This is a genomic window from Kitasatospora sp. NPDC001261 (assembly GCF_042896795.1).
In the GTDB taxonomy this organism is placed as follows: Bacteria; Actinomycetota; Actinomycetes; order Streptomycetales; family Streptomycetaceae; genus Kitasatospora.
On sequence record NZ_JBIAXP010000001.1, the window covers coordinates 593,897 to 608,789 of the forward strand.

Here is a 14,893-nt window from a genome sequence, read left to right on the forward strand (position 1 = left end):
GCCCCTCTCCCTTCGCGCCGCCCCTCCCCCACGCCACCGGAGCCCCGCATGAGCATGTGCCTGCCCCCGTCCAGCGTCGCCGTCGTCCTCGGCACCCGCCCCGAGCTGGTCAAGCTCGCCCCGCTGATCCACGAACTCGGCGACGCCACCCGGCTGGTGCACACCGGCCAGCACTGGGACGAGGCGATGTCCGGCCGCTTCCTGCGCGACCTGGACCTGCCCCGGCCGGAGCTGCTCACCGGGGTCGGCGGCCGCCCCCGGGCCGGTCAGATCGCCCAGTCCCTCGGCCAGTTGGACGCCGCCTTCGCCGAGGACCGCCCCGCCGCCGTGGTCGTCCAGGGCGACACCAACGCCACCCTCGCCGGGGCGCTGGCCGCCAACGCCCGGGAGATCCCGCTGGTCCACGTCGAGGCCGGGCTGCGCAGCTTCGACCGGGCGATGCCCGAGGAGCACAACCGGGTGATGGTCGACCACGTCTCCGACCTGCTCTGCGCCGCCACCGGGGAGAACGTCGCCAACCTGCGCGCCGAGTCGCTGGCCGAGGACCGGATCGAGCTCACCGGCAACACCGTCGTCGAGGTGGTCCGCCGTCAGCTGCCGGACGGGGCCGCCCGCGCCGCGCTGCTCGCCGCGCACGGCCTGCGCCCGGACGCGTACGTGCTGGCCACCGTGCACCGCCCGGAGAACACCGACACCGCCGAGGCGCTCGGCGCGGTGCTCGCCGAGCTGGACCGGATCGCCCGGGCCGGCACCCCGGTGCTGTTCCCGATGCACCCGCGCACCCGGGCCGCCGTCGAACGCTTCGGCCTGGACGGCCTGCTGGAGCGCCTCGCCGTCACCGGCCCGGTCGGCTACGGCGACTTCCTGGGCCTGGCGTGCCACGCGGCGCTGCTGGTCTCCGACTCCGGCGGCGTGCAGGAGGAGTGCACCGTGCTCGGCCGCCCGCTGCTGGTGGTGCGCCGCTCCACCGAGCGTCCGGAGGCGGTGGCGGCCGGCTTCGCCGCGCTGGTGCGGCCCGGCGAGGAGCTGGGCACCCTGGCCCGCGCCTGGCTCTCCGACACCCCCGAGCGGCTCGCCCGGCTGGCGGCCACCCCGAGCCCGTACGGCGACGGCCTGGCCTCGGCCCGGATCGCCGCGCTGACCGCGGCACTCGCCGGGCCGGCCGGCCGGCAGGCCTTGCCTTCAGCCGCCTAGGTCCTCTTGACAGCAGAATTGGTCTACTCCACCTTGTGAGGCAAGTCTCCGTTCCCGACCGGGACTTGAGTTGTCGGTAGCTCCCGCACGCGCACCATCGACACCCCGGACGGCGCTCCTCCCCCACGAGGCGCCCGCCGGGCCTCCCCCACTGGAGACGGAGTCATGCCACCTGCCCGACACCGGCGCCCGCGCGCCGTCCACTCCCTGCTCGCCGGAGCGAGCGCCCTGGTCATCGGCCTGGGCGGACTCGTCCTGGCCGGCGGCACCGGCGCCCACGCCGCCGACACCGACCTGATCGTCAACGGCGGCTTCGAGACCGGGAACCTGTCCGGCTGGACCTGTTCGAGCGGTACGGTCCAGCGCACCACCGTCCACTCCGGCACATACGCCCTGCAGTCCACCCCGGCCGGGAGCGACACCGGCGAGTGCACCCAGACCGTCCCGGTGAAGCCCTCCTCCGCGTACACCCTGAGCTCCTGGGTGCAGGGCTCGTACGTCTACCTGGGCGCCCGCGGCACCGGCGGCACCGATCCGAGCACCTGGACCCCCGGCGCCGGCGGCTGGACCCAGCTGACCACGAGCTTCACCACCGGCCCGAACACCACCAGCGTCACCGTCTACCTGCACGGCTGGTACGGGCAGCCGGCCTTCGCCGCCGACGACGTCTCGCTGCTCGGCCCCGGCGGGCCGCAGCCGTCACCGAGCCCGACGGCCACCGCCACCTCCACCGCCTCGCCGAGTCCGACGGCCACCCCCACGGACAGCGGCACGCCCACCCCCACCTCCACCTCCACCTCCACCGGCAAGCCGCCGGACCTGCCCAAGCACATCCTCACCGGCTACTGGCAGAACTTCGACAACGGCGCCACCGTCCAGCGGATCAGCGACGTCCCGGCCGCCTACGACATCATCGCGGTCTCCTTCGCGGACGCCACCGCCACCCGCGGCGGCCTGAGCTTCACCCTCGACCCGGCGCTCTCCTCCCGCCTCGGCGGCTACACCGACGCCCAGTTCAAGGCCGACATCGCGGCCAAGCGGGCGGCCGGGAAGCGGGTGGTGCTCTCCATCGGCGGCCAGAACGGCACGGTCTGGGTGGGCGATTCCGCCTCCGCCGCGACCTTCACCAGCACCGCCTGGGCGCTGATGCAGAGCTACGGCTTCGACGGGATCGACATCGACCTGGAGAACGGCATCAGTTCCACCTACATGGGCCAGGCGCTGCACGCCCTGGCGGCGAAGGCGGGGAGCGGATTCATCCTCACCATGGCGCCGCAGACGATCGACATGCAGTCGACCGGCATGGAGTACTTCAAGCTGGCGCTGAACGTGAAGGACATCCTCACCATCGTCAACATGCAGTACTACAACTCCGGCGCGATGAACGGCTGCGACGGGAACGTCTACTCCCAGGGCACCGAGAACTTCCTCACCGCGCTGGCCTGCATCCAGCTCAAGGGCGGGCTGCGGCCCGACCAGGTGGGCCTCGGGGTGCCGGCCTCCACCAGCGCCGCGGGCGGCGGGTACCTCGCCGCCGGCACCGTCAACAACGCGCTGGACTGCCTGGCCTCCGGCACCAACTGCGGCAGCTACAAGCCGGACGCCACCTGGCCGGGCATCGGCGGCGCGATGACCTGGTCGACCAACTGGGACGCCAAGGCGGGCAACCCGGTGGCCGGCACCATCGGCTCGCACCTGCACGCCATGCCGTAACCGGCCCGGCCGGTCTGCCGGAGGCCCGGGTTCAGACCCCGGCCCGGGCCTCCGGGACATGCGCGGCTCCGCCGTGCCGACGGCGCAACTCGGCTGTGATCTCGGCCAGTTCACCGTCGGGCAGCAGCGGCAGCATCATCGCGACGCCCTGCAGCAGACCGCCGAGCAGGAAGGTGGTGTCGGGCGTCGCGGCCACCAGGCCGCGGACCTCGGCCACCTCGCCGGCCGCCACCGCCTCGATCAGCTGGGCCGCGCTCGCGGTCTCCTCGTCCACCGCGACCCCGCCGGTGTCCTCCGGGGCGCGCCGGGCCATCGCCCGCAGCACCCGGTCGCCGACCTCGGGGGCGTACGCCTTGCGGACGGCCTCGGCGGCGATCCAGGCGAGCAGGGTGGTCACCTCGCGCTCGGCGTGCTCGGCGAACAGCAGGTCCAGCTCGTGGTCGAACGCGATCTGGTTGCCGTGCCGGAACGCGAGCAGCAGGGTCGCCGCCCTGGCCTTGGCCTCCTCGACCGCCTCCAGAGGCAGTTCGTCGGCCAACTCCTCGGTCACCACCACGCCATGCCCTCCCGTCCGTCGCTCAGCAGGAACGCTCAGCGGAAACGCCCATTCGGAAACTCCGTGCACACGGTACACAGCGGACCTGCAAACTTCCGCGAACCCGCGCGGGCAAGACCGGAATCAATTCGCTCGGAATAGGACCTCACCCGGTCGCAGGATGATAATTCGCCGGAAGGGAGCAATGTTCCTGGGCTATTTGGTGTAAGGAAAGCGGCCGGGGAAGCCGAACCGGAACCGGAACCCGGAAAACGCCGAGGGGCCGCACCCCGCGCGTCGCGGAGTACGGCCCCTTCGGCGGGGACGGGCGGTCAGCCCTGCGGCAGCGCCGCGAGCTGGGCGGTGATCCGGGCGATGTCGGCCTCGGCGGCCTCCTGGCGGCCCCGGATCTTGGCGACCACCTCGTCCGGCGCCTTGGCGAGGAACGCCTCGTTGCCGAGCTTGGCGGTGGTCTGGGCCTTCTCCTTCTCGGCGGCCGCGAGGTCCTTGGCCAGGCGCTTGCGCTCGGCCGCGACGTCGATGGTGCCGGAGAGGTCCAGCGACACGGTGGCACCGGCCACCGGCAGCGAGGCGGTGGCCGCGAAGCCCTCCTCGGGCGCGGTCAGCCGCAGCAGCGAGCGGATCGCGTCCTCGTGGACGGCCAGCACGGTGCCGGCCAGCTCCAGCCGGGCCGGGACGCGCTGCGCGGGCTGCAGGCCCTGGTCCGAACGGAACCGGCGGACCTCGGTGACCACCTGCTGCAGCGTGGCGATCTCCGATTCGGCGGCCGCGTCACGGTAGCCGCTGTCCTTCGGCCACTCGGTCACGACCAGCGACTCGGCGCCGGTGAGCGCCGTCCACAGCGCCTCGGTGACGAACGGGACGACCGGGTGCAGCAGCCGCAGGGTGACGTCCAGGACCTCGCCCAGCACCCGGCGCGAGGCGTCCGCCTGCGGACCGCCCTTGGCCAGGGTGGTCTTGGAGAGCTCGACGTACCAGTCGAAGACCTCGTCCCAGGCGAAGTGGTACAGCGCGTCCGTGGCCTTGGCGAACTGGTAGTCCTCGTACAGCCCGTCCACCTCGGCGACGGTGGCGTTCAGCCGCGACAGGATCCAGCGGTCGACCGCGGTCAGCTCCTCCGGCGCGGGCAGCGGGCCCTCGACGGTGGCGCCGTTCATCAGCGCGAAGCGGGTCGCGTTCCAGATCTTGTTGCAGAAGTTGCGCGAGCCCTTGACCCAGTCCTCGCCGATCGGCACGTCGGCGCCCGGGTTGGCGCCGCGGGCCAGGGTGAAGCGGACGGCGTCGGCGCCGTAGGCGTCCATCCAGTCCAGCGGGTCGACCGCAGTGCCGGAGGACTTCGACATCTTCTTGCCGAACTCGTCGCGCACCAGACCGGTCAGGGCGACGGTCTTGAACGGCGCCTCGCCGTCCATCGCGTACAGGCCGAACATCATCATCCGGGCGACCCAGAAGAAGATGATGTCGTGGCCCGTCACCAGGACGTCGGTCGGGTAGAACTTCTCCAGGTCGGCGGTCTTCTCCGGCCAGCCGAGCGTGGAGAACGGCCACAGGCCGGAGGAGAACCAGGTGTCCAGGACGTCCGGGTCCTGGTGCCAGCCCTCGCCGGTCGGCGGCTGCTCGTCGGGGCCGACGCAGACGACCTCGCCGTCCGGGCCGTACCAGACCGGGATCCGGTGGCCCCACCACAGCTGGCGCGAGATGCACCAGTCGTACATGTTGTCGACCCAGTCGAAGTAGCGGCGCTCCAGCTCCTTCGGGTGGATCTCCACCTTGCCGTCGCGGACGGCGTCGCCGGCGGCCTTGGCCAGCGGCTCGACCTTGACCCACCACTGCAGCGACAGCCGCGGCTCGACCACGGTGTGGCAGCGCGAGCAGTGGCCGACCGCGTGCATGTACGGACGCTTCTCGGCGACGATCCGGCCCTGTTCGCGCAGCGCGCCGACGACGGCCGAGCGGGCCTCCAGCCGGTCCATGCCGAGGAAGGGGCCGTGCACGGTGATCGCACCGCACTCGTCCATGACGGACAGGTTGGGCAGGTCGTGGCGCTGGCCGATGGCGAAGTCGTTCGGGTCGTGCGCGGGCGTCACCTTGACGGCGCCGGTGCCGAACTCCGGGTCGACGTGCTCGTCGGCGACGACCGGGATCTCACGGTCGGTCAGCGGCAGCTTGATGGTCCGGCCGACGAGGTGCTTGTAGCGCTCGTCCTCCGGGTGGACGGCCACCGCGGTGTCGCCCAGCATCGTCTCGGCCCGGGTGGTGGCCACGACGATCGAGTCGTCGCCCTCGCCGTAGCGGATCGAGACCAGCTCGCCCGGGGTGTCCTCGTGCTCCACCTCGATGTCGGACAGCGCGGTGAGGCAGCGCGGGCACCAGTTGATGATGCGCTCGGCGCGGTAGATCAGGCCGTCGTCGAAGAGCCGCTTGAAGATGGTCTGGACGGCCTGGGACAGGCCCTCGTCCATGGTGAAGCGCTCGCGCGACCAGTCCACGCCGTCGCCGAGCCGGCGCATCTGGCCGAGGATGCGGCCGCCGTAGCTCTTCTTCCACTCCCAGACCTTCTCGACGAAGGCCTCGCGGCCCAGGTCGTGCCGGGACAGGCCCTCCTCGGCGAGCTGCTGCTCGACCTTGTTCTGGGTGGCGATGCCGGCGTGGTCCATGCCGGGCAGCCAGAGCGTCTCGAAGCCCTGCATGCGCTTGCGGCGGGTCAGCGCGTCCATCAGCGTGTGCTGGAAGGCGTGGCCCAGGTGCAGGACGCCGGTGACGTTCGGCGGGGGGATGACGATGGTGTACGCGGGCTTGTCGCTCTTCGCGTCCGCGGTGAAGTAGCCACGGTCTACCCAGCGCTCGTACAGCTCGCCCTCTACGTCCGCGGGGGTGTAGGTCGTCGGGAGGGTCGCTGCTTCGTCCCCGGCAAAGGTGCTCACGGGGCGCTGGTTCGTCGTGTCGGTCACGACGCACAGTTTACGTAACCGGGGGGTGGGCCACGAACCGCTTTCCGGTCCGCGGCCCCGGCGCGGACCGGACGGGTCCCGGCCCGGCGCCGTGCGGTAGCGTGCCCGGGCACTCGTCCGGTGGACCGGACAGGCACGGACGACCGGACAGACGACAGGCCGCGGGTGCGGCGGGGGAGCACGGACGCAGATGTACGGCCAGGGACAGCAGTACCCGCAGGGACAGCCGCAGCCGTACGGGGGTCAGCCGCCGTACGGCCCGCCGCCGCAGCAGCCGTACGGCGCGCCCCCGCCCCCGCCCGCGTACGGCCGGCCGCAGTACGGCCAGCCCCAGCAGCAGCCGTACGGCGTGCCTCCGCAGGCCCCGTACGGCCAGCCGGGCTACCCGCAGCAGCCGCAGCAGCGCAAGGGCAAGGGCGGCCTGGTGATCGGGCTGGTGGTCGGCGCCCTGGTGCTGGGCGGCGGCGGCTTCGCCGCCTGGAAGTTCCTCGGCGGGAGCGACCAGGGCGGCCGGTACCGGATGTCCGCCCCGGACACCATCCCGGACGGCTACTCCCAGAAGTCGGCCGAGGACAAGGCCGTCGACCCGAACAAGCCGGAGGCGGCGGACTTCGGCAAGGACCTCCACGTGATCGCGGCCAGCTACAGCCGGGGCACCGACCTCGACACCTTCTCGGTGCTCGGCGTCTACGGGAAGCTCAACGACCCCGGGAAGATCATCGCGGACGCCAAGAAGAGCACCGGCGACGACGACGTCACCTGGACCACCCCGCTGACCGACTTCCCGGCCCGCGACTCCAGGAACTCCTCCGCGAAGCTCTCCTGCGGCGTGGCCGGGATCGCGGGCAAGCCCGGTCCGACGGTCTGCGTGTGGGCGGACAGGTCCACCACCGGCCGGGTCACCTTCAGCAAGATGAACGTGAACAGCCACGGCCAGCTCACCGGCGGCCAGGAGACCACCCTGACCCAGGCGGCCGACCAGACCAGGGCGATCCGCGACGCCATGGTCGTCGCCAAGTAGCGCACACCACGAGGAGGGGCCCCGCACCGGATCCGGTGCGGGGCCCCTCCTCGTGGCGTCGGCCTCGGGTCAGGCGCTCTTCTCCCGGCGCTCGCGCTTGATCATGTCGCGCGGCACCAGGGTGGGGATGGCGTGCTTGGAGACGACGTCCCCGGTGACCACCACGCGGGCGACGTCCTGGCGCGAGGGGACCTCGTACATCACGGACATCAGCACCTCCTCCATGATGGCCCGCAGCCCGCGCGCGCCGGTGCCCCGCAGGATCGCCTGGTCGGCGATCGCCTCCAGCGCGTCCCGGGAGAACTCCAGCTCCACGCCGTCCAGTTCGAACAGCTTGCGGTACTGCTTGACCAGCGCGTTGCGCGGCTCGGTGAGGATCTGGAGCAGCGCCTCGCGGTCCAGGTTGTGCACGCTGGTGATCACCGGCAGACGGCCGATGAACTCGGGGATCATGCCGAACTTCACCAGGTCCTCGGGCATCACCTGGCGGAAGTGGTCGCTGGCGTCCGACTCCCGCTTGGAGCGGATGTTGGCGCCGAAGCCGATGCCCTTGGCACCCGCGCGGCCCTCGATGATCCGCTCCAGGCCGGCGAACGCGCCGCCGACGATGAACAGCACGTTCGTGGTGTCGATCTGGATGAACTCCTGGTGCGGGTGCTTGCGGCCCCCCTGCGGCGGCACCGACGCGGTGGTGCCCTCCAGGATCTTCAGCAGGGCCTGCTGCACGCCCTCGCCGGAGACGTCCCGGGTGATCGACGGGTTCTCGCTCTTGCGCGCGACCTTGTCGATCTCGTCGATGTAGATGATCCCGGTCTCGGCCTTCTTGACGTCGTAGTCGGCCGCCTGGATCAGCTTGAGCAGGATGTTCTCGACGTCCTCGCCGACGTAGCCGGCCTCGGTCAGCGCGGTGGCGTCCGCGATCGCGAACGGCACGTTCAGCATCCGGGCCAGGGTCTGCGCCAGCAGCGTCTTGCCGGAGCCGGTGGGGCCCAGCAGCAGGATGTTGGACTTGGCCAGCTCGATGGCGTCCTCGCGGCCGTTGCCCCCGCTGCGGCCCGCCTCACCCGCCTGGACCCGCTTGTAGTGGTTGTAGACGGCGACCGACAGCGCCTTCTTGGCGAGGTCCTGGCCGACCACGTACTGGTCCAGGAACTCGTAGATCTCGCGCGGCTTCGGGAGCTCCTCGAAGCGCACCTCGGAGGTCTCGGCGAGTTCCTCCTCGATGATCTCGTTGCACAGGTCGATGCACTCGTCGCAGATGTACACGCCTGGGCCGGCGATCAGCTTCTTCACCTGCTTCTGCGACTTGCCGCAGAACGAGCACTTGAGCAGGTCGCCACCGTCTCCGATGCGTGCCACGAGGTGCTTCCCCTTCGCCAGGGGCCCCGCAGGGGTTCCGGGGCCTGGTGCTGTGGACCGTCAACGCCGACGGCGCTCGGTCTCGCTATCCGACGGTACTCTGCCGGGCCCGTGATTCCGTCCTCTTCGCCAGGTCTGCCCTACGCCCTGGGCGAATTGATACCGAACAGATGCCGTCGCACGGGCCCGCCGATGGGCCGGGGCGGGGTGCGCACCCGTGTGCGCACCCCGCCCCGACGGGCCCCGCCGACCCGCTCGCGGGCCGGAGGGAGCCGACCTCAGGAGGTCAGCGAGGTCTTGCGGGTGGAGATGATCTGGTCGATCAGGCCGTACTCGGCGGCCTCCTCGGCGGTCAGGATCTTGTCGCGCTCGATGTCCTCGCGCACCTGCTCCGCCGTCCGGTTGGAGTGCTTGGACAGCATCTCCTCCAGCTGCTCGCGCATCCGGAAGATCTCCTTGGCCTGGATCTCCAGGTCGGACACCTGGCCGCGGCCGGTCTCGGTGTACGGCTGGTGGATCAGGATCCGGGCGTTCGGCAGCGCCATCCGCTTGCCGGGGGTGCCGGCCGCGAGCAGCACGGCCGCGGCGGAGGCCGCCTGGCCCATGCAGACCGTGGTGATGTCCGGCTTCACGTACTGCATGGTGTCGTAGATGGCCGTCAGGGCCGTGAACGAGCCGCCGGGCGAGTTGATGTACATCTGGATCTCGCGGTCCGGGTCCATCGACTCCAGGCACAGCAGCTGCGCCATGATGTCGTTCGCCGAGACGTCGTCGACCTGCGAGCCGAGGAAGATGATGCGCTCCTCGAACAGCTTGGCGTACGGGTCGTACTCGCGGATGCCCTGCGTGGTGCGCTCGACGAAGCGCGGGACGATGTAGCGGCCCTCGGCGCGCATGTCCTCGACGCGGGCCTGGGCGGCCGACAGGCTGGGGATGTTCATGGGGGTCCTTGTCCTCCGAGGCGTTGGGGCTGTGGTGTCGCGGGCCGGGCCGAGGCTCAGGCAGCGCCCGTGCCGCCGCCGCCGGGGACGTCCGCGGCGCTGTGCATGATCGCGTCGATGAGGCCGTACTCCAGGGCCTCCTCCGGGGTGAACCAGCGGTCGCGGTCGGAGTCGGCGGTGATCTGCTCGAAGGACTGGCCGCTGTGGTGCGCGATCAGCTCGGACATCCGCTTCTTGGTGCGGAGCAGCTGCTCGGCCTGGATCCGGATGTCGGTGGCGGAACCGCCGAGGCCCGCGGAGGGCTGGTGCATCAGGATCGTGGAGTTCGGCAGCGAGAAGCGCTTGCCCGGGGCGCCCGCGGTGAGCAGGAACTGGCCCATCGAGGCCGCCATGCCCATCGCGATGGTGACGACGTCGTTCTTGATGTACTGCATGGTGTCGTAGATCGCCATGCCGGCCGAGATCGAGCCGCCCGGGGAGTTGATGTAGAGGAAGATGTCCTTCTCCGGGTCCGCGGCCAGCAGCAGCAGCTGCGCGGTGATCTTGTTGGCGATGTCGTCGTCCACCGCCTGGCCGAGGAAGATGATCCGCTCGTTGAGCAACCGGTTGTAGACCTGGTCGCCAAGGCCGCCGAGCACGTCACCAGCGGCGGCGTGCGGTGCCATCGGGCCAGGCATCTGCATCTGCGGGAACGTCACTTAGCCACCTGCTCAGTCGATTTGGACGGTCGCTCCACGGCCGTCGCGGTGTCGCACAGCTTCCGGGTATCACGTCGTGATTGTTGCTGTCCAAGGACCCTAACGCGCAGGCCCGGCCGCAGAATCCCTCACGCAGAACTGTTCGCTGTGAGCGCAGGGTCGCGGCGGCCGCCGGGCCGGACGACAGCGGGCCCGGACACCGTACGGCGTCCGGGCCCGCTGCGGCCGGAAGGGGCTACCGGGGCGCTCAGGCCTCGGTCTTCTCCTCGGTGGCGGTCTCCTCGGCGGCGGCCTCGACGGTCTCGGCCGTCTCGTCCTCGTCGTCGAAGTTGACCTCGTTGCCCTCGGTGTCGACGACCTTGGCGGCCTCGACCACGGTGGCCAGCGCCTTGCCGCGGGCGACCTCGCCGACCAGCAGCGGAACCTGGCCGCCCTGGACGACCTGCTGCGCGAACTGGTCCGGGGTCAGGCCCGAGCCGGCGGCGCGGCGGATGAGGTGCTCGGTGAGCTCCTCCTGGTTAACACCCAGCTCCTCGTTGGCGACGATCTGGTCCAGGACGAACTGGGTCTTGATGCCCTTCTTCGCCTGCTCCTCGATCTCCGCGTCCCACTCCTCGCGGGTCTTGCCCTGGGTCTCCAGGTACGCGTCGATGGTGAGGCCCATCGGCTGGAGCTGGTGGTGCTCCACGTTGTGCTTGCGGGTCTCGACCTCGTCCTTGAGAAGCTTCTCGGGGTACTCGATCTCAACCAGCGCGAGCAGCGCGTCCAGGACCTTCTCCTGGGCCTGGGTGGCCTGGTCGTACTCCTTCATGCGCTCCAGGCGCTTGCGGGAGTCGGCGCGCAGGTCCTCCAGGGTGTCGAACTCGCTGGCCAGCTGGGCGAACTCGTCGTCCAGCTCGGGCAGCTCCTTCTCCTGGACGGCGGTGACGGTGACGGAGACCTCGGAGGTCTTGCCCGCCTGGGTGCCACCCTTGAGCTCGGTCTCGAAGGTCTTCTCCTCGCCGGCCGACAGGCCGATGACGGCCTCGTCGATGCCGTCGATCAGACGGCCCGAGCCGATCTCGTAGCTGACGCCGTTGGCGGTGCCGTCCTCCGGCACCTCGCCGTCGACCTTGGCCACCAGGTCGACGACCACGATGTCACCGGCGGCGGCGGCGCGCTCGACGTCCTTGACCGAGGAGAAGCGCTCGCGCAGCTGCTCCAGCGACTTCTCGATGTCCTCGTCGGAGACGGCGATCGGGTCGACGGTCACCTCGATGGAGGAGAACTCCGGCAGGGTGACCTCGGGACGAACGTCCACCTCGGCGGTGAACTTCAGGTCGCCGCCATCGGCGATCTTCTCGACACCCTCGATGTTGGTGATGTCGGGCTGTCCGAGGACCTCGATCTTGCCCTCGTCGACGGCCTGCGTGTAGAAGCGCGGCAGGGCGTCGTTGACGGCCTCCTCCAGCACGGCGCCACGGCCGAAGCGCTGGTCGATGACCCGGTTCGGGATCTTGCCCTTGCGGAAGCCCGGGACCGAGACCTGCTGGTTGATCTTCTTGTACGCCGCGTCGAGGCTGGGCTTGAGCTCCTCGAAGGGCACCTCGACGGTGAGTCGAACCCGGGTCGGGTTCAGAGTCTCGACGGCGCTCTTCACGGTTAGGTCTCCTAGGGGCTTGCGGTCAGGTTGTCTCCGCCCGTCCCCGTCGTCCGGACGGAGCCGGAAGGGGGGTCGGACGAGACGGGCGATGGGCGGTTGGAGCTGCATCTCCCGTGGGGTGGACGGTGAGCTTGACTCCTCGCCCTCGTGCGGTTGACCTGGGTTGACGCCACAGGGACTACCGCCAGCGCCCCATCCTACCGGTACCACCAAAGGCGGACGCCAGGCGCCACCGTACCGCCGTCCGGGAGCGCCGAGACAGAACAGGGCCCCGCCCCTACGGACGAGACCCTGCCGCACTGTCGGGGTGACCGGATTCGAACCGACGGCCTTCCGCTCCCAAAGCGGACGCGCTACCAAACTGCGCCACACCCCGTGGTGCCGAGAGGAAGCGTACACGCCGGGCCTGGGCGGCTCGCCGACACAATCCGCCCGGGCGCGACGCGGGATATACCGCGCGGGCGCGCAGGGGGTGTGCGCGATCCGGTGTGCACGCGGGCGGCCGGACCAGGTAGGCTGTCCCCCGAACTTCCGGCCGGTGACGGCTGGGAAGGTCGTGCGGGCGTAGCTCAATGGTAGAGCCCTAGTCTTCCAAACTAGTCACGCGAGTTCGATTCTCGTCGCCCGCTCTCCGGTCCGGCCCCGGTGTGCCCAGCACACCGGGGCCGTCGACGTTTTCCCGCCCGGAAGCCCCCGGAGGCGTCGCGGGGCCACCCGGAGGCATCGCGGGGGCCTCAGAGCCCGAGCCGGGCGGCCCGGGCGGCGGCCCGGTCCAGCAGCTGGTGGACGTCGCCCTCCCGGGTGGTCGGGCGGTCGTTGTACTCGTCCGGGGAGCGCGCCGGGCGGCCGGTGGCGTGCAGCACCTCCATCAGCTGGACCCGGGCGGTGCGCACGGTGGCCGGGGTGCCGTAGCCGTGCGCCAGCACGGCGGCCTGCGCGCCGAGCAGGCAGACCCGGCCGACCTCGTCCCACATCGCGCCCTGGAGCCAGCCGTGCGCCCCGATGTAGCGGGAGGCGAGCCTGAGGTGGTCGGCCGCCGCGACCGGGACGGGCCGGGCGGGCCGGCCCAGCGCCCGGTCGAGCAGGGTCGCCCGGGGTTCGGGGTGGCCGGCCTGCCAGGGCCGCACGGTGCTGCCGTACGGGCAGACGTACGGCACCGGGGTGCGCGCGGGGGCGGGCAGCGAGGCGAGGTAGGCCTCGATCTCGGCGACCAGTCCGGAGTCCGCGGGGCCGAACGGCGGCGGACCGGGGGCGAGGAGGACGGGCGGGGGCGGGGCGGCGCTGCGGGGCATGCGGGTCCTCCGGGCGGACGGCCTTCAGGTTCCGCTGCCCAAAATGGGGCATGCCGGACATTTCCGCGACCGGAGGGCCGCGGGGTCCGCACGGTTTCCCGGTGGGCTGCCAGGCCGATAGCCTCGGCGGCGTTCGAGCGGAGTTCGAGCGCGACCTCATCCGCGCGCTCCCGAGGTGGAGGAGTCCCGGTGGGTCCTCAGGAGCGGCTGGCCGTCATACAGCGCTGTGTGGTCCGCGAGATGGCGCGGCTGGGCCAGGTGTTCCGCCCGGACGGCGAGGTGGTCCGCGGCCCCGGCACCACCGCGGTGGCGGTCCGCGAGCACCCCGGGGACGACGGCGCCGGGCACGTGGACCTCGGCTTCGTGCTGCACCTGGGCCGGGCGGACGCCCCGGTGGTGTGGGACTGCGCGGCCGGCCTCGGCAAGACCGAGGAGGAGAAGCTCGCCAACGCGGTGAAGATGTGGGCGACCACCACCGCCCCGGTGCTGGTCGAGTTCGCGGAGGGCCGCGGGGTGCACGCCGACCGCCCGGCCCTGCCCGAACTCCCGGGCTGGCGGGCGGTGCAGGGGCCGGCCGCGGTGTTCGGCTTCGGCAACGAGCACCTGGCGGGCTGGCTGGCCGAGCACCGGGTGCTGCCGGCGCTCGCGCCCGCGCTGCGCGCGGAGTTGACCGGGACCGGGCCGGTGGGCGTCAAGCTCTTCCTGGGCGGCAAGGCGGGGGACGACGTCGCCGAGGTCCGGGTGGGCGGCGAGGTGTCGGAGGCGGCCTCGGCGGCGCTGCGCGCGCTGGACTGGCCGCGGGGTGAACGGCTGTGCTGGGCCCGGCTGTTCGTCCTGCTGACGGCCGAGCCTGCGGCGTCGGGGCAGCACACGTCGGCGGGTGCCGTGGCACCCGCACCGATGCGTGTCCCGGCCCCGGCGGCCGCGCGCCCCCGGGGACTTTTCGCTCGCTGGCGGGAAGCCAGACGGGCCGGCCGGTAGCCCCGCGGCGGGGGTGCGGACGGCCCGGCCGGATCAGCCTCCGGTGATGCCGGAGATGCTGTGCGCGAGGTTGGCCAGCAGGGAGTTGATGGAGGTCGCGACCGTGGTCTCGTGCAGCATGAAGCCGAACAGGGCGGCGACGATCGCGTGCGGGATCTTCATCTGCTTGTTGCGGATGAAGATGATGCACAGGATCGCGAACAGGACCAGTGCGGAGACGGAGAGTGCCACCCGGACTCACTTCCTCGTTTTCATAGCGTGGTGCCGCCGCCCGGCGGCACCTGCGAAAGCCGGACCCCGGCCTGTCCGACGGTCCCGAGGCGGAATCGCGGACCGTCCGGCACACCGCCGGTGAGGGAGCCCGCGGTCGACCGCTGTCTGTCGTGCCGCACGTGACGCCCCCTATCCCCCGAATCCTGAACAGTCCCGCCCGGACTCAGTGTGGTCGACCGTGCCGATTGCGTAAAGGTCTGAAAGTCAGCCCAACGCCGATATCCTGCGATGCGAGACGAGTTTCCGCCGACCGGGACGATAGCGGAGCCGTC

General features: G+C 71.4%; 12 protein-coding genes and 2 tRNA genes. 5 read left to right on the forward strand and 9 right to left on the reverse strand.

The window, feature by feature from the left end; translation table 11 throughout:
* Window positions 1-48 precede the first annotated feature (48 nt).
* Both wecB and ACFY4B_RS02655 read left to right on the forward strand, forming a co-directional pair.
* Window positions 49-1,194, forward strand: a complete 1,146-nt coding sequence (gene wecB, locus ACFY4B_RS02650) for a non-hydrolyzing UDP-N-acetylglucosamine 2-epimerase (protein WP_310593133.1) — start codon at window positions 49-51, stop codon at window positions 1,192-1,194.
* A 165-nt stretch (window positions 1,195-1,359) separates the two neighbouring features.
* The gene (locus ACFY4B_RS02655) at window positions 1,360-2,907 is read left to right on the forward strand and encodes a chitinase (RefSeq protein ID WP_387966280.1); all 1,548 of its coding nucleotides are present in this window, start codon (window positions 1,360-1,362) and stop codon (window positions 2,905-2,907) included.
* A 31-nt stretch (window positions 2,908-2,938) separates the two neighbouring features.
* Here the strand turns inward: ACFY4B_RS02655 and ACFY4B_RS02660 are convergent, their stop codons facing one another.
* Together ACFY4B_RS02660 and ACFY4B_RS02665 are read right to left on the reverse strand one after the other, a co-directional pair.
* Window positions 2,939-3,463, reverse strand: a complete 525-nt coding sequence (locus tag ACFY4B_RS02660; protein ID WP_074000687.1) for a hypothetical protein — start codon at window positions 3,461-3,463, stop codon at window positions 2,939-2,941.
* A gap of 311 nt (window positions 3,464-3,774) precedes the next feature.
* Window positions 3,775-6,414, reverse strand: a complete 2,640-nt coding sequence (locus tag ACFY4B_RS02665) for a valine--tRNA ligase (protein WP_049648951.1) — start codon at window positions 6,412-6,414, stop codon at window positions 3,775-3,777.
* Window positions 6,415-6,604: 190 nt separating this feature from the next.
* Here ACFY4B_RS02665 and ACFY4B_RS02670 point away from each other — a divergent pair, with 190 nt between their 5' ends.
* On the forward strand, window positions 6,605-7,435 hold the full coding sequence (locus ACFY4B_RS02670) for a hypothetical protein (protein ID WP_387966281.1): 831 nt from the start codon (window positions 6,605-6,607) through the stop codon (window positions 7,433-7,435).
* A 69-nt stretch (window positions 7,436-7,504) separates the two neighbouring features.
* Here the strand turns inward: ACFY4B_RS02670 and clpX are convergent, their stop codons facing one another.
* From clpX to ACFY4B_RS02695, 5 genes are all read right to left on the reverse strand, one after another.
* Window positions 7,505-8,794 (reverse strand): ATP-dependent Clp protease ATP-binding subunit ClpX, encoded by a 1,290-nt coding sequence (gene clpX, locus ACFY4B_RS02675; protein ID WP_045696864.1) that lies wholly within the window; start codon window positions 8,792-8,794, stop codon window positions 7,505-7,507.
* 278 nt (window positions 8,795-9,072) lie between these two features.
* A complete protein-coding gene (locus ACFY4B_RS02680) occupies window positions 9,073-9,735 on the reverse strand; it encodes an ATP-dependent Clp protease proteolytic subunit (RefSeq protein WP_049648953.1) in 663 nt (220 codons plus the stop codon).
* Between the two features lie 56 nt (window positions 9,736-9,791).
* Window positions 9,792-10,412 (reverse strand): ATP-dependent Clp protease proteolytic subunit, encoded by a 621-nt coding sequence (locus tag ACFY4B_RS02685; RefSeq protein WP_049648988.1) that lies wholly within the window; start codon window positions 10,410-10,412, stop codon window positions 9,792-9,794.
* Window positions 10,413-10,680: 268 nt separating this feature from the next.
* Entirely contained in the window at window positions 10,681-12,072 is a 1,392-nt protein-coding gene (gene tig, locus ACFY4B_RS02690) for a trigger factor (protein ID WP_074000685.1), read from the reverse strand.
* A gap of 305 nt (window positions 12,073-12,377) precedes the next feature.
* A tRNA-Pro gene (locus ACFY4B_RS02695) sits at window positions 12,378-12,451 on the reverse strand.
* Between the two features lie 182 nt (window positions 12,452-12,633).
* Here ACFY4B_RS02695 and ACFY4B_RS02700 point away from each other — a divergent pair.
* Window positions 12,634-12,704 (forward strand) — tRNA-Gly (locus ACFY4B_RS02700).
* Window positions 12,705-12,809: 105 nt separating this feature from the next.
* Here ACFY4B_RS02700 and ACFY4B_RS02705 read toward each other — a convergent pair.
* A complete protein-coding gene (locus tag ACFY4B_RS02705; RefSeq protein WP_387966282.1) occupies window positions 12,810-13,367 on the reverse strand; it encodes a hypothetical protein in 558 nt (185 codons plus the stop codon).
* A gap of 189 nt (window positions 13,368-13,556) precedes the next feature.
* Between ACFY4B_RS02705 and ACFY4B_RS02710 the strand changes: the two genes are divergently transcribed.
* Complete coding sequence (locus tag ACFY4B_RS02710) at window positions 13,557-14,348, forward strand: DUF6348 family protein (protein WP_143204453.1); 792 nt, start codon at window positions 13,557-13,559, stop codon at window positions 14,346-14,348.
* Window positions 14,349-14,381: 33 nt separating this feature from the next.
* On the opposite strand, the gene ACFY4B_RS02715 is transcribed toward ACFY4B_RS02710, so the two are convergent.
* On the reverse strand, window positions 14,382-14,579 hold the full coding sequence (locus ACFY4B_RS02715; protein WP_049648957.1) for a hypothetical protein: 198 nt from the start codon (window positions 14,577-14,579) through the stop codon (window positions 14,382-14,384).
* Between the last annotated feature and the right edge of the window lie 314 nt (window positions 14,580-14,893).

What these genes read in the sequence shown, in the direction of transcription:
- wecB (WP_310593133.1), top strand. Translation starts at nt 49, where the DNA reads ATGAGCATGTGCCTGCCCCCGTCCAGCGTCGCCGTCGTCCTCGGCACC.
- ACFY4B_RS02655 (WP_387966280.1), top strand. Translation starts at nt 1,360, where the DNA reads ATGCCACCTGCCCGACACCGGCGCCCGCGCGCCGTCCACTCCCTGCTC.
- ACFY4B_RS02670 (WP_387966281.1), top strand. Translation starts at nt 6,605, where the DNA reads ATGTACGGCCAGGGACAGCAGTACCCGCAGGGACAGCCGCAGCCGTAC.
- ACFY4B_RS02680 (WP_049648953.1), bottom strand. Translation starts at nt 9,735, where the DNA reads ATGAACATCCCCAGCCTGTCGGCCGCCCAGGCCCGCGTCGAGGACATG.
- ACFY4B_RS02685 (WP_049648988.1), bottom strand. Translation starts at nt 10,412, where the DNA reads ATGCCTGGCCCGATGGCACCGCACGCCGCCGCTGGTGACGTGCTCGGC.
- ACFY4B_RS02705 (WP_387966282.1), bottom strand. Translation starts at nt 13,367, where the DNA reads ATGCCCCGCAGCGCCGCCCCGCCCCCGCCCGTCCTCCTCGCCCCCGGT.